Origin of the sequence: uncultured Alsobacter sp. (assembly GCF_945952055.1) — a bacterium.
GTDB lineage: Bacteria > Pseudomonadota > Alphaproteobacteria > Rhizobiales > Beijerinckiaceae > Alsobacter.
Genome location: NZ_CAMFHB010000013.1, coordinates 37,449 through 56,557, shown reverse-complemented (window position 1 = coordinate 56,557; position 19,109 = coordinate 37,449). Strand labels below are relative to the sequence as shown.

20 protein-coding genes are annotated in these 19,109 nt (G+C 70.6%); 10 read left to right on the top strand and 10 right to left on the bottom strand.

Annotated elements, in window-relative coordinates; all coding sequences use genetic code 11:
• Positions 1-97 precede the first annotated feature (97 nt).
• The gene (locus tag Q0Q47_RS12120; protein WP_293859536.1) at positions 98-1,156 is read right to left on the bottom strand and encodes a LacI family DNA-binding transcriptional regulator; all 1,059 of its coding nucleotides are present in this window, start codon (positions 1,154-1,156) and stop codon (positions 98-100) included.
• 113 nt (positions 1,157-1,269) lie between these two features.
• Here Q0Q47_RS12120 and Q0Q47_RS12115 point away from each other — a divergent pair, with 113 nt between their 5' ends.
• Positions 1,270-2,046 (top strand): DUF1499 domain-containing protein, encoded by a 777-nt coding sequence (locus Q0Q47_RS12115; protein ID WP_293859533.1) that lies wholly within the window; start codon positions 1,270-1,272, stop codon positions 2,044-2,046.
• Here the strand turns inward: Q0Q47_RS12115 and Q0Q47_RS12110 are convergent, their stop codons facing one another.
• Positions 2,047-2,958: an MBL fold metallo-hydrolase gene (locus tag Q0Q47_RS12110; protein WP_293859530.1), complete on the bottom strand. Its 912-nt coding sequence runs from the start codon at positions 2,956-2,958 to the stop codon at positions 2,047-2,049.
• Between the two features lie 151 nt (positions 2,959-3,109).
• On the opposite strand from Q0Q47_RS12110, the gene Q0Q47_RS12105 reads away from it, so the two are divergent.
• From Q0Q47_RS12105 to Q0Q47_RS12085, 5 genes are all read left to right on the top strand, one after another.
• Positions 3,110-3,709 carry a biotin transporter BioY gene (locus Q0Q47_RS12105; RefSeq protein WP_293859527.1) on the top strand — a complete coding sequence of 200 codons (600 nt, stop codon included), beginning with the start codon at positions 3,110-3,112 and terminating at the stop codon, positions 3,707-3,709.
• 66 nt (positions 3,710-3,775) lie between these two features.
• Entirely contained in the window at positions 3,776-4,927 is a 1,152-nt protein-coding gene (locus Q0Q47_RS12100) for a sugar MFS transporter (RefSeq protein WP_293859524.1), read from the top strand.
• Between the two features lie 87 nt (positions 4,928-5,014).
• Positions 5,015-5,668: a TetR/AcrR family transcriptional regulator gene (locus Q0Q47_RS12095; protein ID WP_293859521.1), complete on the top strand. Its 654-nt coding sequence runs from the start codon at positions 5,015-5,017 to the stop codon at positions 5,666-5,668.
• Positions 5,665-6,858, top strand: coding sequence for an efflux RND transporter periplasmic adaptor subunit (locus Q0Q47_RS12090; RefSeq protein ID WP_293859518.1), 1,194 nt, complete (start codon positions 5,665-5,667; stop codon positions 6,856-6,858). The genes Q0Q47_RS12095 and Q0Q47_RS12090 overlap by 4 nt, the downstream gene beginning before the upstream one ends.
• Entirely contained in the window at positions 6,858-10,001 is a 3,144-nt protein-coding gene (locus tag Q0Q47_RS12085) for an efflux RND transporter permease subunit (protein ID WP_293859515.1), read from the top strand. The genes Q0Q47_RS12090 and Q0Q47_RS12085 overlap by 1 nt, the downstream gene beginning before the upstream one ends.
• On the opposite strand, the gene Q0Q47_RS12080 is transcribed toward Q0Q47_RS12085, so the two are convergent.
• Complete coding sequence (locus Q0Q47_RS12080) at positions 9,982-10,290, bottom strand: hypothetical protein (RefSeq protein ID WP_293859512.1); 309 nt, start codon at positions 10,288-10,290, stop codon at positions 9,982-9,984. The genes Q0Q47_RS12085 and Q0Q47_RS12080 overlap by 20 nt on opposite strands.
• Before the next feature lie 3 nt (positions 10,291-10,293).
• On the opposite strand from Q0Q47_RS12080, the gene Q0Q47_RS12075 reads away from it, so the two are divergent.
• Positions 10,294-10,641, top strand: coding sequence for a hypothetical protein (locus tag Q0Q47_RS12075; RefSeq protein ID WP_293859509.1), 348 nt, complete (start codon positions 10,294-10,296; stop codon positions 10,639-10,641).
• 106 nt (positions 10,642-10,747) lie between these two features.
• On the opposite strand, the gene Q0Q47_RS12070 is transcribed toward Q0Q47_RS12075, so the two are convergent.
• From Q0Q47_RS12070 to Q0Q47_RS12050, 5 genes are all read right to left on the bottom strand, one after another.
• Positions 10,748-11,329 carry a Crp/Fnr family transcriptional regulator gene (locus Q0Q47_RS12070; RefSeq protein WP_293859506.1) on the bottom strand — a complete coding sequence of 194 codons (582 nt, stop codon included), beginning with the start codon at positions 11,327-11,329 and terminating at the stop codon, positions 10,748-10,750.
• Between the two features lie 50 nt (positions 11,330-11,379).
• Entirely contained in the window at positions 11,380-12,096 is a 717-nt protein-coding gene (locus tag Q0Q47_RS12065) for an HAD family hydrolase (RefSeq protein ID WP_293859503.1), read from the bottom strand.
• Positions 12,097-12,253: 157 nt separating this feature from the next.
• Positions 12,254-14,488: a glycine--tRNA ligase subunit beta gene (glyS, locus tag Q0Q47_RS12060; RefSeq protein WP_293859500.1), complete on the bottom strand. Its 2,235-nt coding sequence runs from the start codon at positions 14,486-14,488 to the stop codon at positions 12,254-12,256.
• Positions 14,489-14,642: 154 nt separating this feature from the next.
• Positions 14,643-14,885 carry a CDGSH iron-sulfur domain-containing protein gene (locus Q0Q47_RS12055; RefSeq protein WP_293859497.1) on the bottom strand — a complete coding sequence of 81 codons (243 nt, stop codon included), beginning with the start codon at positions 14,883-14,885 and terminating at the stop codon, positions 14,643-14,645.
• 135 nt (positions 14,886-15,020) lie between these two features.
• A complete protein-coding gene (locus Q0Q47_RS12050) occupies positions 15,021-15,947 on the bottom strand; it encodes a glycine--tRNA ligase subunit alpha (protein ID WP_293859494.1) in 927 nt (308 codons plus the stop codon).
• Positions 15,948-16,214: 267 nt separating this feature from the next.
• Here Q0Q47_RS12050 and Q0Q47_RS12045 point away from each other — a divergent pair, with 267 nt between their 5' ends.
• The gene (locus Q0Q47_RS12045; RefSeq protein WP_293859491.1) at positions 16,215-16,505 is read left to right on the top strand and encodes a hypothetical protein; all 291 of its coding nucleotides are present in this window, start codon (positions 16,215-16,217) and stop codon (positions 16,503-16,505) included.
• Positions 16,506-16,548: 43 nt separating this feature from the next.
• Here Q0Q47_RS12045 and Q0Q47_RS12040 read toward each other — a convergent pair whose 3' ends face one another.
• Both Q0Q47_RS12040 and Q0Q47_RS12035 read right to left on the bottom strand, forming a co-directional pair.
• Positions 16,549-17,322: a methyltransferase gene (locus Q0Q47_RS12040; RefSeq protein ID WP_293859486.1), complete on the bottom strand. Its 774-nt coding sequence runs from the start codon at positions 17,320-17,322 to the stop codon at positions 16,549-16,551.
• Positions 17,323-17,556 (bottom strand): DUF2007 domain-containing protein, encoded by a 234-nt coding sequence (locus Q0Q47_RS12035; protein WP_293859483.1) that lies wholly within the window; start codon positions 17,554-17,556, stop codon positions 17,323-17,325.
• 166 nt (positions 17,557-17,722) lie between these two features.
• Here Q0Q47_RS12035 and Q0Q47_RS12030 point away from each other — a divergent pair, with 166 nt between their 5' ends.
• The gene (locus tag Q0Q47_RS12030) at positions 17,723-18,721 is read left to right on the top strand and encodes a polyprenyl synthetase family protein (protein ID WP_293859771.1); all 999 of its coding nucleotides are present in this window, start codon (positions 17,723-17,725) and stop codon (positions 18,719-18,721) included.
• Positions 18,722-18,788: 67 nt separating this feature from the next.
• On the top strand, positions 18,789-18,986 hold the full coding sequence (locus tag Q0Q47_RS12025; protein ID WP_293859480.1) for a hypothetical protein: 198 nt from the start codon (positions 18,789-18,791) through the stop codon (positions 18,984-18,986).
• Positions 18,987-19,109: the final 123 nt, after the last annotated feature.

Below are 19,109 nucleotides of genomic sequence, written 5' to 3'. Positions count from 1 at the left end.
GCGGAGGGGTGGTCGGCCACGGGAAGGCAAGCCGGCCTGGAAGGCACGCGACCTGGGCGTCAGCAAGCAGCGGACTGGAGGCGGTGCGCCGGCTCGGTCAGGTGCTCTGCCTAACCACCAGCTTGAAGCCGAGGTCCACCACCGAGCGGGCGGGACCGGTGCCGGCCAGGCGCTCCATCAGCATGGTCCCGGCGGTCTGGCCGAGCTCGTAGCGGGGAATGCGGACCGTGGTGATCGCCGGCGTCACCATGGCCGCCAGGTCGCTGTCGCCCACGCCGGCGATGGCGAGGTCCTGCGGAACCCGCACCCCGGCGCGATGGCAGGCCAGCACCAGGCCGACCGCGAGGGGATCGTTGACGCAGAAGATCGCGTCGGGCTTCGGGCGCATGCGCAGCAGCCGGGCCAGGAGTTCGGGCGTCGCCGTCATGTCGTTCGGCCGCGCCACCTCGATGATGGCGGGCGCCTTCACCCCCGCTGCCGCGAGCACCTCGCGAAAGCCGTGCACGCGCGCCGCCGCGCGGGTGTCGGTCACCGCCGCGTGGGCGATGATGGCGAACCGCTTGCGCCCCCGCTCGAGCAGGTGCCGCGCGACGGTGCGGCCGATCTCGTAGTTCGAGTGGCCGACCACCATGTCGACGGGATTCTCGGGCAGTTCCCAGACCTGGACTGTCGGCAGCCCGCTGCGCTTCAGGAGATCGACGGTGTCCTGGCGCAGGTGCGCGCCCACCAGCACGATGCCGTCCACCCGCCGGCCGAGGAAGGTCTCGACCAGCCGGTGCTCGGTGTCCCGGTCGTAGTCCGTGGTGCCCACGAACACCTGGTATCCCTCGGCGCGCACCGCATCGCTCAGCCCCTGCACTTGCGTGGCGTGGACCGGGTTGGCGACGGTCGGCACGATCACCGCGATGATCCGGCTGCGGTTGGAGGCGAGGCTCCCGGCCACCAGGTTGGGGACGTAGCCCGTGGCCGCGATCGAGGCGCGGATCTTGTCCGCCGTCGGCGCGCTGACGCTTCCGGGATGCCGGAAGTAGCGGGAGACGGTCTGCGCGGACACGTTCGCGGCCCGGGCCACGTCCTCGATCCGGACGTGCCCGGTGCTGCGGGAGCGCCGCCCCGCCGGCCGCTCGGCCCTGTGCTTTCCGTCCGTGCCGTCCACGCGCGACCTCACCTTCGACAGCCGACCCTAGCGGAAGCGCGGCGAAGAGCACACCGTGTCGCCGCGTCTCCTTTCCCGTTGCCGCTCCCCGGCCGGCGACCTATCACTAGCCCATGCGCCGACTCGTCGTCGAAATGCCGCCCTCGCTCGCTGCCGGCTGGAGCCGCCGGCTGGCGTGGTTCGCGGTGCTCGTCGTCGGCATCGCCGTCCTGCTGGCCCGACTCGACAGGATCGAGGTCGCGGCCGCCCTGGCCGTCCTGGGGGCCGGGCTGTTCATGGCCGTCACGGCCGTCGTGCTGGCGGTCTCGGGGTTCGTCGCCATCTGGAACGAGGGGCGGCCGGGCTTCGGCGCGGCAGCGGCGGGCCTGTTCCTGGCCACCGCCCTGCTCGCCTACCCCTGCTTCCTGGCCGTGCAGGCGCTGCGGCTGCCGCGCCTGACCGACATCTCGACCGACCTCAACGAGCCGCCGGCCTTCTCGCGGTCGCGCAGGGCGCTGGAACTGCGCAACGGGCGCACGCCGCCGGAACGCACGCCCCAGAGCCGGGCGGAGCAGAGCCAGGCCTATCCGGGGATCGCCCCGCTCACGCTGGAGATGCAGCCGTCCGAGGTCTATGCCCTGGTGCAGAAGGCTGCGGCCCAGCGCGGCTGGCTCGTCTACGAATCGGCCTCTCCGGGCGGGCGGACGGGCGTGGGCCGCCTCGAGGCGATCGACCGGTCGCTGATCATGCGGTTCCCCGACGACATCACCATCCGCATCCGGCCGACAGCGGTCGGCGCGCGGGTGGACGTGCGCTCGGCCTCCCGCATCGGCACGCACGACTTCGGGTCGAACGCACGCCGCATCCAGTCCTTCCTGCAGACCTTGCAGGAACTGGCCGAGGACCGCTGATCAGGCAGCCCGGTAGCGGGTGTCGAGCAGGGGCGGCCCCTCGCACACCACCGCGCCGCGCCCGACGAGGTCCTCGATGTGGGCGAACACGGACAGCGCCGCGGCACCGCGCAGCGCCGGCGACAGGCCCTCGTAGATCCGCTCGACGATCGCGGGAATGGTCTCGTCGCCCGCCTTGATCCGGTCGAGGATCGACGCCTCGCGCTGCCGCCGGTGGCCCATGAGGGCCCGCACGAAACGGTTCGGCTGGGTGACGGGGCCGCCGTGGCCCGGCCAGTAGACCACGTCGTCGCGGTCCATCAGCTTCTGCAGCGAGGCCATGTAGGGGGCCATGGCGCCGTCGGGCGGGGCCACGATGGTCGTCGACCACGCCATCACGTGGTCGCCCGAGAACAGCGCCCGCTCCTGCGGCAGCGCGAAGGCCAGGTGATTCGCCGAATGACCGGGGGTGTCGACCGCCACCAGTGACCAGCCGTCGCCCTCCACGCTGTCCCCCTCGGCCAGGATGCGCGCCGGGGCGTGCTCGCGGTCGCCGGCCGCGTCGAGACCCGGGGCTTCCTCGTCCCAGCGGGGCCGGAACGACACGTGCGGACCGCATCCCACGATCGGCGCGCCCGTGAGCGCCGACAGGAGGCGGGCCCCCGGCGAATGGTCCCGGTGGGTGTGGGTGACCACGATGGCCGACACGCGCTCGCCGGCGAGGGCGGCCGCCAGCGTGTCGATGTGACGCTGGTCGGCAGGGCCCGGATCGATCACCGCGACGTCGCCGCGGCCCACGACGTAGGTGCAGGTGCCCGTGAACGTGAACGGGCTCTTGTTCCCCGCCACCATGCGTCGCACGAGCGGGCTCAGGGCCCGCAGCTCGCCGGGGGGATCGTCGAACGTGGTGTCGAAGGGAATGGGCTCGCTCATCGTCCCTCGTCGCATGCTCGGAATGCACAGGCAAACCGTCTTTTGTCGGGCCTGCGCGCCCTTGTGGGGCGGGCCAGGGAAAAGCTATAGAGCACGGGTCGAGTTTCCTCGGTCCGCGCTGCGGCCCGGCCTGCGCAATGAAGGACGTCCGATGGCTTCCCAGCCCATGCCCACCACCATCGCCTCCGCCCTCTGGCCGTCGCGCGGCGATACGGCTGGCGTGATCCGGATGATCGTGCTGGCCTTCGCCGGCACCCTGCTCCTGACGCTCTCGGCCAAGCTCAAGGTGCCGTTCTACCCGGTGCCGATGACGATGCAGACCCTGGTCGTCCTGGCGATCGGCGCGGCCTACGGCTCGCGCCTCGGCGCGGCCACCGTGGCCCTCTACCTCCTGGAAGGGGCTCTCGGGCTGCCCGTCTTCGCCGACACGCCCGAGCGCGGCATCGGGCTCGCCTACATGATGGGCCCGACCGGCGGCTTCCTCCTTGGCTTCGTGGCCGGCGCCTGGATCTCCGGCGTGATCGCGGAAAGCGGCTTCGGCCGCTCGATCGTGGGCATGTTCGCCGCCATGACCATCGGCCATGTCGCGATCTTCGTGTGCGGCTTTGCCTGGCTCGCCACCCTCATCGGCACGGGCCCGGCCTGGATGGGCGGCGTCGCCCCGTTCTTCGCGGCGACCCTGCTGAAGACGCTGCTGGGCACCGCCCTGGTTCCGGCCGTCTGGAACCTGGTGGACCGCCGCCAGGCCTGATCGCCCTTCGCAGATCAGATCGGCAAACGGCGTCCGCGAGGGCGCCGTTCTTCTTTTCAGGCACCGATGTCGCGCCAGCCCCTCCCCTTCGTCCGCGATCGCGTGACCTTCGCGGTCTATGCCGCGACGGGCGCCTTCGCCATGCAGCTGGGCTTCATCGGGCCGCTGATGCCGCACCTGCGCGATGCGCTCGGCCTGAGCTACGCCGAGGCCGCGCTCCACACGAGCGCCTTCGCCATCGGCATGATCGTCTGCGGGCTCGTGGGTGAGCGGCTGGTTCGCCTCATCGGCCGGGACGGGACGATCTGGGTCGGCTTCCTCGGCATGGCGGTCGGGCTGACGTGCCTGGCCATCGCCCCGACCGCAGCGGTCAGCATCGCGAGTTGCGGCCTGATGGGCGTGTTCGGGACGATGATGGTCATCGCCGTCCCGGCCGTTCTGTCCGAAGTGCACGGCGAAAACCGCGGCTTCGCCTTGGCCGAGCAGAACGCGGTGGCCTATGTCGGCGCCCTGCTGGCGCCGATCCTCGTCTGGGCCTTCGTGCTGGTCGGCGGATGGCGGTGGGCCGGGCTCGTGGGATGGCTGGCGCTCGCCGCCTATGCCCTGGCCTTCATGAAGGCCCGCTGCCCGCCACCCACGGTCACGGCGTCGGCCGGATCCGCCCGCCTGCCCCGCGGCTACTGGGCCTTCTGGACCCTGCTCTGCGTCAACGTGGCCTGCGAATTCGCGGTGCTGATCTGGAGTTCGTCCTACCTGGAGACGGCCAAGGGCCTCTCGCGCGAGACGGCGATCCTCTCCACCGCGGTGTTCTCCGTCGCCATGATCGTCGGCCGCGTCGTGGGCATGATCCTGCTGCGCAAGATCCGCGTGGGTTGGCTCGTGCTCCCCTCGCTGACCCTCGGCTTCGTGGGCTTCATGATCTTCTGGCAGGTGACGAACCCGTTCCTGAGCTTCACAGGCCTCTTCGTGACGGGGCTCGGGCTCGCCAACCTCTACCCGGCCGGCATCGCCCTCGCGATGGCCGCCGCCGGCCCGGCCACGGGCGTCGCCGCGTCGCGGGCGCCGCTGGGGTCGGGCCTCGCGATCATCCTGTCGCCGCTCGTCCTGGGCGCCCTGGCCGACCGCTTCGGCATGGAGGCCGCCTATGGCGCCGTGCCTGTGCTCTTCGCCATCGGCGTGCTGTCCTACTCCATCGGCCGACGCGCCCCCGCGCGGTGATCCGCGCCCAGGGCGAACACGTAGCCCTTGACGAATGTTGCCACCCGCCCATATGAGAATGAACGTTCATTCTCATTCCTGGGCCGCATGTCCGTCCAACATCGATCTCCCGAGGCCGCGCGCCAGCGCCGCGACCACATCCTGGAAGCAGCCGAGCGCTGCTTCGTGCGCAGCGGCTTCCACCGCAGCACGATGCAGGACGTGGCGGCGGAAGCCGGCATGAGCGCCGGCAACCTCTACCGCTACTTCGCCTCCAAGGAGGCGATCGTGTCCGGGCTCGCCGAGCGTGACCGCGAGATGCTCACGGCGGACTTCGCCGCGATGGGCACGGCCACCGACTTCCTGACCGCGTTCGAGGCCGTGGGCCGCAAGCACCTCATCGAGGAGCCCCGCGAAAAAGCCATCCTCGTGGTCGAGATCTGGTCCGAGGCCAGCCGCAACCCGAACATCGCGGCCATGTGTCGCGCGTTCGACGGCGAGGTCCACAACGGCATGCGCATGCTGTTCTCGGCCGCCAAGGCCGCGGGAATGATCTCCCCGTCGACCGACGTCGACATGGCCGCCCAGATGATGCTCACCATCGCCGACGGGCTGGTCAAACGTCGCGCGCTGGAACCCGGCTTCGACGGCGAACGCGAACTGGCGATGGCCATGACCATCTTCCGCGCCGTCTTCGCCGGGCTGATCCCGACCGCGACCGCAGGCATCCCCTCCCCCGACCGTCCCGAGGCTCTCCCGTGACAAGCGTGATCCGCGTTTCCCTTCTCTGCACCGCCATGGCCCTTTGCGCGGCACCGGCCGCGCGTGCCGTCGAGGCCGCGCCGGCCGCCGGCGCGAGCAGCCTGTCCGTTCCCGCCGTCACCACCGCCACGGTGGCACCCCGGCCGATGACCGACCGGCTCATCGCCACGGGCAACCTCGTGGCGCGCCAGGAGGCCCTGGTCTCGGCCGAGATCGACGGCGTCCGGGTGGTCGAACTCCTCGCCGACGAGGGCGACAAGGTAGAAGCCGGGCAGGTTCTCGCCCGCCTGAGCCGCGACACCCTCGATGCGCAGGTGGCGCAGAACGATGCGACGATCGCCCGCGCGTCGGCCACCATCGCCCAGGCCAACAACCAGATCCCCCAGGCGGAAGCCTCTCTCGACGAGGCGCAGGCGGCGCTGACCCGGACCCAGGCCCTCCGGCAGACCGGCAACGCCACGCAGGAGATCCTGGAGCAGCGCACGGCCGCGTGGCGCACCGCGGACGCCCGCCTCGCCGCCTCGCGCAGCGGCCTGGCCATCGCGCAGGCCGACAAGGCCTCCGCCGAAGCCCAGCGCCGTGAGCTTATGGTGAAGCTGGCGCGCACCGAGATCCGCGCACCGGTCGCCGGCGTGATCAGCCGGCGCACCGTCAAGGTGGGCGCCATGGCCTCGCTCGGCGGCGATCCGATGTTCCGGATCATCGCCAACGGCGAGGTCGAGCTGGAGGCCGACGTCCTGGAAACGCAGCTCACCCGCCTCGCGGTGGGCAACGCCGTGACGGTCACTCCCGCCGGCGGCAAGGCCGTCGAAGGCCGGATCCGGCTGTTGCCGGCCGAGGTCGACAGCACCACGCGTTTGGGCAAGGTCCGGGTGTCCCTGCCCGCGGACCCGGCGCTGCGCGTCGGTGCCTTCGCCCGCGCCGTGGTGACCGTGGCCAGCCGCTCCGGCCTGGCCGTGCCCTCGCCGGCCGTGCTTTTCGCCGACAACGGCCGGCAGCGCGTGCAGCTCGTGCGCGACGGCAAGATCGAGGAGCGCCTCGTGCGCACCGGCATCGTCGCCGACGGCTGGACCGAGATTCTCGAAGGGGTCGCCCAGGGCGACGAGGTGATCGCCAGGGCGGGAGCGTTCCTGCGCGACGGCGACGCCGTCCGGCCGGTCGTGCCGGCGTCCGCGACGGGAGTTCGGTGATGGCTCTCAACGTCTCCGCCTGGTCCATCCGCAAGCCGATCCCCTCGATCGTGCTCTTCATGGTGCTGTGCGTCCTGGGGCTCGTGAGCTTCAAGGGCCTGCCCATCACGCGCTTCCCCAACATCGACCTGCCGCTCGTCTCCGTCACCGTCACCCAGTCGGGCGCGGCGCCGGCCGAGCTCGAGACGCAGGTCACCAAGAAGGTCGAGAACGCCGTCTCCGGCATCTCGGGCGTGAAGCACGTCGTCTCCGCCATCACGGACGGCAGCTCCGTGACGACCATCGAGTTCCGGCTCGAGGTGAACAGCGACCGTGCCCTGAACGACGTGAAGGACGCCATCGCGCGCATCCGCGCCGACCTGCCGCGCACCATCGACGAGCCGATCACCCAGCGCATCGACATCGCCGGCCTGCCGATCGTCACCTACGCGGCGCGCGCGCCGACGCTCTCGCCGGAAGAACTGTCCTGGTACGTGGACGACGTGGTCGCCCGCGACCTGCAGTCGGTGAAGGGCGTGTCCAAGGTCGACCGCATCGGCGGCGTCGACCGCGAGATCCGGGTGTCGCTCGATCCCGATCGCCTGCTCTCCTTCGGCATCACCGCCGCCGACGTGAACCGGCAGTTGCGGGCGACGCATGTCGACCTCGCCGGCGGACGCGGCGAGATCGGCAGCCGCGAGCAGTCCATCCGCACGCTCGCGGGCACCACGAGCATCGAGGATCTCGCGGCCACCTCGATCTCGCTGTCCGGAGGGCGCAAGGTCCGCCTGGACGATCTCGGCACGGTCACCGATGGCGCCGCCGAGGCCCGCACCTTCGCGCGCTTCGACGGGCAGCCGGTCGTCGGCTTCTCGATTTCCAGGGCGCGCGGCGCGAGCGACGCCACCGTGGCCGAACTGGTCGCCAAGCGCGTCGCCCAGCTGGCCGAGAAGCGCCCGGACGTCGAGCTGAAGCTCATCGACAGCTACGTCACCTACACGGTCGGCAACTACGAATCCGCCATGGACACCCTCATCGAGGGCGCCATCCTGGCGATCATCGTGGTGTTCATCTTCCTGCGCGACCTCCGCGCCACGCTGATCTCGGCCGTCGCCCTGCCCCTGTCGGTGATCCCGGCCTTCTGGGCCATCAGCGCCATGGGATTCTCGCTCAACCTCGTGAGCCTTCTCGCGATCACGCTGGTGACCGGCATCCTCGTCGACGACGCCATCGTCGAGATCGAGAACATCGTGCGCCACATGCGCATGGGCAAGTCGGCCTACCGCGCCGCCATCGAGGCCGCCGACGAGATCGGCCTGGCGGTGATGGCGATCACCCTCACCATCGTCGCCGTCTTCGCGCCGGTGAGCTTCATGGGCGGAATCGCCGGCCAGTACTTCAAGCAGTTCGGCCTGACCGTCGCGGTGGCCGTCCTGTTCTCGCTGCTGGTGGCGCGCCTGATCACACCCATGATGGCGGCCTACCTGATGCGCTCGCATCATCACGAGCCGCCGACCGACGGCTTCGTGATGCGGGCCTACACCCGCCTCGTCGGCTGGTCCGCGCGCCACCGCTTCCTCACCGTGCTGCTGGGCCTCGCCTTCTTCGGCGCGTCCGTCTACAGCACGCGGCTGCTGCCCTCCGGCTTCCTGCCGGGCGAGGACACCGGCCGTTCGCTCTTCGTGGTGGAACTCGCCCCCGGCGCCCGCCTCGACGACACCCGCGCCCTGACCGACCGCATCGTCGCCAAGCTGCGCGAGCGCCCGGAGGTGACCAGCGTCTTCGTCAACGGCGGCCAGGTTCTGGGCGGCGGCGCCGAGGTCCGCAAGGCCACGCTGGTGGTGAACTACGTCCGCAAGGACAAGCGCACCATGAACCAGAAGGCGCTCGAGCGCGCCGTCCTGGCCGACATCGCGCAGATCCCGGACATCCGCTCCTGGCTCCTCAACGAGAACGGCCAGCGCGGCCTGTCGCTGCTCGTCACGGGCGAGGATCCCAAGGTCGTGGCCGACGTCGCGGCTCGCCTGCAGAGCGAAATGCGCCGCATGCCGACGCTGCAGGGCGTGGTGTCCACCGCGGCGCTGGAGCGGCCCGAGATCCGGATCGAGCCGCGCAACGACCTCGCCGCCGACCTCGGCGTGTCCACCGACGCGATCGCCGAAACGGTGCGCGTCGCCACCATCGGCGACGTCGGGGCCAACCTCGCCAAGTTCAACGTCGGTGACCGGCAGGTGCCCATCCGCGTGCAGCTCGACGAGCGCTCGCGGTCGGATCGCAGCATCCTGGAGGCGCTGAAGGTGCCCACCGCCCGCGGCGGATCCGTGCCTCTCGCCGTCGTCGCGTCCGTCGGCTACGGCCAGGGTCCGTCGGGGATCGACCGCTACGACCGCACCCGCCGCGTCGCGCTGGAGGCCGATCTCTACGGCACCGACGCGCTGGGCCAGGTGCTGGAAGAGGTCATGAACCTGCCGACCGCCAAGGCCCTTCCGCCCGGCGTGAAGCTGCAGACCTCCGGCGACGCCGAGGTCATGGAGGAGGTGTTCCAGGGCTTCGCCACCGCCATGGGTGCCGGCGTGCTGATGGTCTACGGCGTGCTCGTGCTGCTGTTCGGCAGCTTCCTGCAGCCCATCACCATCCTGTTCTCGCTGCCGCTCTCCTTCGGCGGCGTGGTGCTGGCGCTGCTCATCACCAGCAAGCCGATCAGCATGCCGGTCGTGATCGGCCTGCTGATGCTGATGGGCATCGTCACCAAGAACGCGATCATGCTCGTGGACTTCGCCATCGAGGAGATCGCGACGGGTGTGAGCCGCACCGACGCCATCATCGACGCAGGCCGCAAGCGGGCCCGGCCGATCGTGATGACCACGATCGCCATGGCCGCCGGCATGCTGCCGAGCGCGCTCGCCTTCGGCGACGGCGGCGAGTTCCGCGCGCCCATGGCGATCGCTGTCATCGGCGGCCTGATCGTCTCGACGCTGCTGTCGCTGGTGTTCGTGCCGGCCGTGTTCCTGGTGATGGACGACGTCAGCCGGCTGCTGCGGTGGGTCTTCGGCCGGTTCCTCGGCAAGGCCGACGAGCCGGACGCACCGGGCCAGCCGGACGGCACCGCGACGGGCGCCCAGCTCAGCGCGGGCGAGCGTCCCTTCAGGATCGCGGCGGAGTGAGGCGGGCCAGCAAGGCTGCCGTCATGGCGGCCCATTCCTCTGCCAGAGAGCCGGAATGGGTCGGTTTGCCGGCACGCCGATACCAGTAGGCCGCATTGGAGGCGTCGCCTTCCTTGCGGTGGAGATAGGCATGAACCCATGCCGCGTCTGTGCTGTTGTCGTCCATCACGCAGGCGTGGGCTGAATCCCATTCGCCCTTCGCGTCCCACCACAGGGCCGCGAGGGGCGCAGACAGCGAAATGGGCGGGCGACCGTCCGAGAGCGTTGCCGAGAAGTCGTCGAGGGTCATGGCATGAGTACTTCCGATGGCGAGGACACGAAGGGGACGGACCTGGTTCCCGGGACGGAGCCGGTCTCCCCGGCCCGGCAGCCCCCGCGGTGGCAACGCCTGTGGGTGGTTCTGTGTTCGCGGTTCCCGAGCCTGAGTGTCGGTCGTGGCGACGTTTCCGTCGAGGGCGAAGTCGCAGCGCAGGGGCCGCGCCGCCTGCGCATGCTGGGCTTTGCGTGCCTGGGCGTCGCCGTCATGGTGGTGCTGGCCGGGACCACGGTGGGAAGCCTCATCGGGGCCGCCGCGGTGAGCGTGGTGAAGATCATGACGGAGCGTGAGCCGCTCGTGACGGGCGGAACGGGCGTCGAGTAGAGCATCATCCCACCAAGTGGATGCCGGTTGGTGGAAAAGGATGATGCTCGGTCAGGACCCTGGAGCGGACGACCTGACTCGGTCAGGTCGGATTCCGCTCTAGGCTTCAGGCCGCCGGCCCGGCCGCCCAGCGCTGGAGCAGATCCGGCTGCAGCACCGTGAGGGTGCCCCGCGCCAGCGCAACGGCCCCCCTCCGTTCGAAATCCTTCAGATGGCGGCTCACCACCTCGCGCGCCGTGCCGAGCTCGGCGGCGATGGCCTGGTGGGTGTGGGCCACGCGGCCGTCCCCGTCCCGCTGCCGCAGCAGCAGTTCGGCGAGGCGCCGGTCGATGGCTGTCTCGAGCAGGTCCTCGACCAGCAGCACGAGTTCGGTGAGCCGCGTGCCGTAGACCCCGAAGAGCCAGGACCGGAAGCCGGCGTCGTCCCGCAGCAGGGCTTCGACGTCTCGCGCCCCCAGGAAAGAACCGGCCACTTCGGTCTCGGCGATCCCTTCCGCCGGATAGGTCCCGCCGGCCAGGAGGCACTGGGTGGACAGAACGCAGGCCACGTCCGGAACGACCCGGTAGAGCGTGATCTGCCGGCCGGACTCCGACACGAGCTGCACCCGGATGCACCCCTCCTGCACCACCAGCAGCCCGCCACAACTGTCGCCCGGCCGGAACAGCACGGTCCCGGCCGGAACGCGCATCGGGGTGCCCCGTGCGGCAAGTGTCTCGGCGAAAGCTCCCGGCGGCACGCTCAGGCCGCCCGTGGTCCGGCCGCCCCCAGCAGCGCGGGAAGGTCGGCAATGCTGTCCACGACGTGATCGGCGAGCGGCTCCAGCTCCTCCCGCGTCGCCGGCCCGGTGAGCACCGCGATGGCGACGGCGCCCGCCGCCTTGGCGGCATGCAAGTCGTGACGGCTGTCGCCGACCAGCGCGACCTCGCCGGGGGGCACCCCGATCCGGGCGGCGAAGGCCAGCACCATGCCCGGCTCAGGCTTCTCGCCGTGGCCGGAGTCGTAGCCGGCCACAAATTCCAGGTGCGGCGCGAGCCCCAGCCGTTCGACCTGCCGCCAGGCCGAAGCCTCGGCGTCGTTGGTCGCGATGCCCAGCCGGTAGCCGGCCTCCGCCAGGAGCTGCAGCACCGCGAGGGGCTCGCCGATCGGCGCCATCGACTTCAGGGCCCAGTCCGACAGGCGCTGGTCCATCTCGGCATGGAGGTCCGGGTGGTTCTCGCGGCCGAGCGCTTCCGCCCACAGGTGGCCGTAGCTCGCGGACGTGCCGGACACCAGCGGCGAGGTGCGCAGGAAGCGCTTTTCCTCGACGATGAAATGATTGAGCTCGGCGAGCTTGCGGAAGGCGGCCTCGTCGCCGGCGGACATCTCGCGCATCACCTCGTAGGTGGCCGGCCCCCACGTCTGCTCGAAGTCGACGAGCGTGCCGTCCTTGTCGAAGAGGATGCCCTTGAGCGCCATCACGATCCCCGCTGGTGAGAGATCCCGCGTCCTTCGACACGCGGCCTGCGGCCGCTGCTCAGGATGAGGACCGTGGATTATGCACGACTACAGAGGTCCTCATCCTGAGCAGGCCGCGGAGCGGCCGTGTCGAAGGACGCACGACCGATTGAACGCCTCACCCGCCGATCTTCGAGAAATCCGCCACCGCCCGTGTCGCCTCGCGCAGCCGCGCCAGCAGGCGCAGGCGGTTGGCCCTCAGCGCCGGATCGTCGGCGTTCACGGTGACCTTGTCGAAGAAGGCGTCCAGCGCGGGACGGACCGCCGCGAGCTGCCCCATGGCGCCGGCGAAATCCTCCGCCAGGACGTGCTGGCGGGCATGCGCCTCGGCCACGTCGAGGACCTCGGCCAACACCTTCTCCTCGGCCTGCCCCGCGCCCTTGAGGAGCGGCAGGTCGAGCGGCTCGGCGTAGGAACGCCCGTCCTTCTTCTCCTCGATTCGCAGGATGTTGGCCGCGCGCTTGGTGGCGGCGAGCAGGTTGGCGCCGTCCTCGCTGTCGAGGAACTTCGCCAGCGCGTCCACGCGGCGCACGATCATCAGGAGGTCGTCCTGGTTCTCGCCGGCCGACATCACGGCGTCGATCAGGTCGTGTCGCGCGCCCTGGTCGCGAAGATAGACCTTGAGCCGGTCCGCGAAGAAGTCGCCGAGCTTGGCCGTGCGGAAGGCCGCGGTCATCACCCGCTCCATCTGCGCGAGCTCCTCGAGCGTCGCGGGCGAGGACCAGCCGTTGAGACCCGCGAGAACGGCCGGAGCCTTCTGCTCCAGCCAGCAGCGCACGACGGCGCCGAACACCGTGCCGAGCGGCAGGCGCGTCTCGTTCTCCAGCACGATCCGGATGACACCGAGTGCGGCGCGGCGCAGGGCGTAGGGATCCTTTGAGCCGGTGGGCTTCTCGTCGATGGCCCAGAAGCCGACCAGCGTGTCGAGCTTGTCGGCGAGCGCGACGGCGATGCTGACCGGGTCGGTCGGCACCCGGTCGGACGGACCCTGCGGCTTGTAGTGTTCCTCGATCGCCGCGGCGACGGAGGGGTGCTCGCCCTGCAACTCGGCGTAGCGCCGGCCCATCAGGCCCTGCACCTCGGGGAACTCGCCGACCATCTCGGTCACGAGGTCGGCCTTCGCGAGGCGCGCCGCGCGGCCCGCGAGGTCGGCATCCGCGCCCACCATCGGCGCGATGGCGCGCGCGAGCTCGACCAGGCGCTCCACGCGCTCGCCCTGGGTGCCGAGCTTCTCGTGGAAGACGATGTTGAGGTTCTCGAGCTTGGCGAGACGCTGGTCGAGCGGCTTGTCCGCGACCATCGCGTAGTCCGGCAGCGGCCGCTGGTCCGTCTCCCAGAAGTGCCGCGCATCCGACAGGCGGGCGCGCACGACGCGCTCGTTGCCGGCGACGATCTTCTCGCCGCCGTCCTTCGCCTCGATGTTCGAGACCAGGACGAAATGGTTCGACAGCGCCCCGCCCTTCTCCGCGGGCTGGCGCAGCACGAAGCACTTCTGGTTGGCGCGGATCGTCGCGCGGACCACCTCGGGCGGAATGGCCAGGAAGCTCTCGTCGAAGCTTCCCACCAGCGCGACGGGCCACTCCACCAGCCCGGCCACCTCCTCCAGGAGGCCTTCGTCCTCGACGAGTTCGAGGCCGCGGGCGAAGGCCAGGTTGCGCGCATCCGCCAGGATGATCTCCTTGCGGCGGTCGGCGTCGAGCACGACCTTGGCGCGCTGCAGGGCCTGCTCGTAGTCCTCGAACCGGCGCGCGAGGATCAGGTCCGGAGCCATGAAGCGGTGACCGCGCGTGAAGTCGCCCGAGCGCAAGCCGTCGATCTCGAAGGGCACGACGTCCGGCGTCTCGGTCTCCGGGCCGAAGGTGCACAGGATCGACTGCAGCGGACGCACCCAGCGCAGCGCGCCGGGCTGCGAGGAGGCGTTGCCCCACCGCATCGACTTCGGCCAGGGGAAGGACCGGATGATGCCCGGCATGATCTCGGCGATCACGTCGGGAGTCGGCTTGCCCTTGCTCTCCACGATGGCGACGTAGAAATCACCCTTCTTGGGATCGGTCTGCACGGTCGCCTGGCCGATGTCGCTCAGGCCGGCGCTCTTCAGGAAGCCCTGGATCGCGGCGTCGGGCGCGCCCACGCGCGGGCCCTTCTTCTCCTCGCGAAGATCAGGCTGGCTCGCCGGCAGGCCCGCTACGTGCAGCGCCAGGCGACGCGGCGTCGCGAAGGCCTGCGCGCCCTCGTAGACGCAACCGCGACCGACCAGCGCGTCCGTCACGAGCGACTTCAGGTCCTCCGCGGCACGCCGTTGCATGCGGGCGGGGATCTCTTCGCAGAACAGTTCGATGAGCAGGTCGGGCATGCGCTGACACCAGGATCGTGGCCGGAGCCGGAGTACTGGCTTTAATCAGGAGCAGCCGACCTGTCGAGACGCGAAAGCCGCCCGATTGGGCGGCTTGGTGCAGGAACGGCAAAGACGAGGGGTCCATGCCGGCGGCACGAGGACCGGAGGTCGATCAGGCGATCGCCTTGTGGCTGCCGTCGCACATCGGCCCGTTCTTCGTCTGCTTGCAGGTGCAGAAGAAGACTTTCTTGTCGTCCGGGGCCGTGAACTTCTGGGGCGTGAAGGTCGAGCCCTTGTGCGAACCGTCGCAGAACGGCTGGTTCTTCGACTGGCCGCACGTGCACCACCAGTAGTCCTGGCCGGCCTTGACCTCGACGGGGATGGGCGCTTTGCCCCCGATGGCGGGCGTCGTCATGTGTGAGCTCTCCGATGCGACGCACCCTCCGCGCGCCGTCGCCCCTAGGCTAAGGCGTGGCCGCAGGCCGCGGCAAATGCGTCAGCGCAAGCGACGCCGTGCGAGCGTGCAAGCGCAGGCACGGGTCGCCTTGGTTCAGCCCGAGAACCCGCCGCCGTCCGTCTGCAGCCAGGCCGCGCCGCAGGCCTTGGCGAGTTCGCGGACGCGCAGGATGTAGCTCTGGCGCTCGGTGACCGAGATCACGCCGCGCGCGTCGAGCAGGTTGAAGACGTGGCTCGCCTTGATGCACTGGTCGTAGGCCGGCAGCGCCATGGTGTGCGGCCCGCCATTGGCCCCCGCGGCGCCCTGCTCGAGCAGCGCCTTGCACTCGGCCTCGGCGTCCTTGAAGTGCCGGAACAGCATCTCCGTGTTGGCCGCCTCGAAGTTGTGGCGAGAATATTCCTGCTCGGCCTGCAGGAAGACGTCGCCGTAGGTGACCTTGTCGGCCCCGCTGCCGCCGTTGAAGTTCAGGTCGTAGACCCGGTCCACGCCCTGCACGTACATGGCCAGGCGTTCGAGCCCGTAGGTGAGTTCGCCCGAAACCGGCGAGCATTCGAAGCCGGCGACCTGCTGGAAATAGGTGAACTGGCTCACCTCCATGCCGTCGCACCAGCACTCCCAGCCCAGGCCCCAGGCGCCGAGTGTCGGGCTTTCCCAGTCATCCTCGACGAAACGGATGTCGTGCACGCCGGGGTCGATGCCGATCGCGTAGAGCGAGCGCAGGTACAGGTCCTGCAGGTCCGGCGGCGAGGGCTTCAGGATCACCTGGTACTGGTAATAGTGCTGCAGGCGGTTCGGGTTTTCGCCGTAGCGACCGTCCTTCGGCCGGCGCGAGGGCTGCACATAGGCCGCCTTCCAGGGCTTGGGACCCAGCGAGCGCAGCGTCGTGGCGGGATGAAAGGTCCCCGCGCCGACCTCCATGTCGTAGGGCTGCAGGACCACGCAACCCTGTTCCGCCCAGAAGCGGTGGAGCGTCAGGATCAGTCCCTGGAACGAGCGTTCGGGGCGCAGGGCATCGGTCATGCGAGGTCTCTCGGTATGGGCCGGCCGCCTGAACGGCACGCTCCCAGGAGCGGTCTGCGGTGCGGCCGGGCCGCACCTGTCGCATACAGCATCAGGGCCAACGATGAAAACCCGGTTTGTTCACCCTGCCGATCGCTGCCTCACGATCGCCGGAAACCGAGAGTCGGTGACGGCGTTGAGACGTGTGCGCCGCCGCACATCGGCCAATCGGGCGCAATGGCATTGACGCGTCCAGACACGGAACAACACGCTTCGAGGGTGACCGCCATGATCCGCCTGCTCGCCACCGCTTCCGCCGCCGCCCTGGTCCTGACCGCCGCCGTCGTGGGCTTCGACGGCGGTGCCACCGCCGGCACCGCCACCATCGACCGGCCGGCCCCGGTCCAGACGGCCAGCATGGACGCTCCCCAGGCCCCGGCCGAGCGCAAGGCCGAGGTCGTGACGGCCACGCCCGCCGGCTGCGCCAAGACGGTCCGCGTCGTGGGCGTGGGCTACGGCGAACCCGTCATCAACACCTGCAGGACCGCGACGCCCGCTCCCCAGCCCGTGCGTCAGTGAGTTGCCGCGAGCCGGTGAACGCGTGATCGCGCGGATGAACCCGTCACCACGCCAGGGCTGCGTCGCCGCGATGCATCGCCTCGACCCGCGGGACGAAGGCCCCGTCGGCCGCGTGGAGCACGAGGCCCGGCGCGATCGCCAGCGGCGCCCTGCTGGCGCGCACGGCGCGCAGGAGAATGCGGGTCGCCGGCACCCCGTCGCGCGGGTGGATCGGCAGCACGGTAACGCCCCCGAAGGCCGGCCCCAGGGCTGACAGAGCCCTCGACAGCCCGTCTGCGCGCAGGATCGCGATGAACCGCCCCTTCGGGCGCAGCAGAACGGCAGCGGTCCCGAACCAGGCCTCCAGATCGCCCGCGGCGGACAGATGGGCCAGCCGCCTGGCCGGATCCGGCGAGGGGCGCCCGCGCCCGGCATCGTCGAAGGGCGGGTTCGTCAGCACGAGATCGAACGCGTCGGCGGCAAGCCCGGCCTCCCGCCGCCCCTTTCCCGAGGCCAGGACGTCGGCCTCGATCACCTCGACCCGCTCCGCGAGCCCATTCGCCCGCGCATTCTCCGCGGCGAGCCGGCACAGCCCGGGTTCGACCTCGACGAGGCTCATCCGACACCCCCGTTCGCGCAACGCGAAGGCGAGCCCCACCACGCCGATCCCGGCCCCCAGATCGGCGGCCCGTCCGGCAAAGCCCTGGGGGCCGGCAGCGGCCAGCAGCAGCGCGTCGGTCCCGGCGCGGTGACCGCGGACGGGCTGGCGCAGGTGCAGGCGGCCGCCGAGAAAGGCGTCCGTGCGCACCGCCGCGTTGGGCTCGGCCGGCTCTGTCAATCAAGGCTCCTGCGCGGGCAGCAGTTCGGCGGCGAGCCCGGCATCGGTCAGGAGCCGACGGGCCTGGCGCACCTCGTCGGCCGGCACCAGGAGGCGCCGGGGAAAGGCTCCGATCGAGCCCTCGATCGCGCTCATGTGCTGGTCGGCCACGAAGCAGGCCACGTCCGCATCCTGCAGGATCGCCTCGGCGAGAGACAGGAGCACGATGTCGTTGGTGCGAAGGACCGGGATCATGCCGCACCATCCCTGCTGGAGCCGGCAAACGCAACCGGGGCGGCGGTTCGCCGCGCGTGACGAACTGGCGTGTTGCCGGCCCCCCTTCACCGTGGCAGTTTGCGCGGGTCGCGGCACACCCGGCCGCGGTCCGCAGAGAGGCATTCGCGTGGGCATCGTACTCAATATGGACGGCAAGCCGTCGTCCGCACCGTCCATCGACGCCCTCGTCCGCCTGACGGCCGGGGGCATGGACAAGGTGAACCAGCTCATCCTGGCCCGCGTCGGGTCGGACGTGATGCTGATTCCCGAGATCGCGCGCCACCTGATCAATTCGGGCGGCAAGCGCCTGCGCCCGATGCTGACGCTCGCGACGGCCGAGCTGTGCGGCTACAGCGGCGAGGGCGACGCCAAGCTCGCGGCCAGCGTCGAGTTCATGCACACCGCCACGCTGCTGCACGACGACGTCGTCGACGGCAGCGAGATGCGGCGCGGCCGGCTCGCCGCCCGCATGCTGTGGGGCAACGAGGCCAGCGTCCTCGTCGGCGACTTCCTGCTGGGCCAGGCCTTCAAGATGATGGTCGAGGTGGGCTCGCTGCAGGCTCTCGACGTGCTGTCGACCGCGGCGGCCGTCATCGCCGAAGGCGAGGTGATGCAGCTCGCGGCCGCCAAGAATACCGAGACGACCGAGGACGAGTACCTCGCGGTCATCCGCGCCAAGACGGCGGCGCTCTTCGCCGCCGCCTGCGAGGTCGGGCCGATCATCGCCGGCCAGGGCAAGGCCGAGCAGGCCGCCTGCCGCAGCTACGGCGCCAATCTCGGCATCGCCTTCCAGCTCATCGACGACGCGCTCGACTACGGCGGCACCAGCGCCAAGCTCGGCAAGAACGTCGGAGACGACTTCCGCGAGGGCAAGATCACGCTGCCCGTCGTGCTCTCCTTCCGGCGCGGCAGCGACGCCGAGCGCGCCTTCTGGAAGAAGACGATGGAGGCGGGCAACGGCTCGGACGCCGAGCTCGAGCACGCCATTTCGATCATGCGGCGCCACCGTGCGATCGAGGACACCGTGGAGCGCGCCCGTCACTACGGCGCCATGGCCGTCGACGCGCTGGCCCTGTTCCCGGATGGCCCGATGAAGTCGGCCATGCTCGAAGCCGTCGATTTCTGCATTTCCCGGGCCTACTGACCCGCCCGCGAGAACTCCTCCGCGCGGCCGGCGTTCTACGACCGGACCCAGCGCGGAGGAAGCAGCGATGAGCGGCGACCCGGGAAACGAAGGATACGTTCCCTCACAGAGCCCAAGACCCGGCGACGAAGCCCCAGCCGGAACGCCCGGCGCGGGCGAGAACACCTGCCGGCACTGTGCCGGCAAGGGCCGCATGCCGGACGGATCGATGTGCGAGGACTGCAACGGCACCGGCGTGGTGCTGAGCGAGATCGGCGGCGCTTAAGGCCGGCCGAAGCCGCGGACCCTGCCGCTCAAGACCAAGCACGGACGAGCATGGTCTAGCGGCGTCGAACCGCGGCTCCTGCGCCCTCGCTCTGCTCACGGACTGTGAAGCATGTCGCCCGAC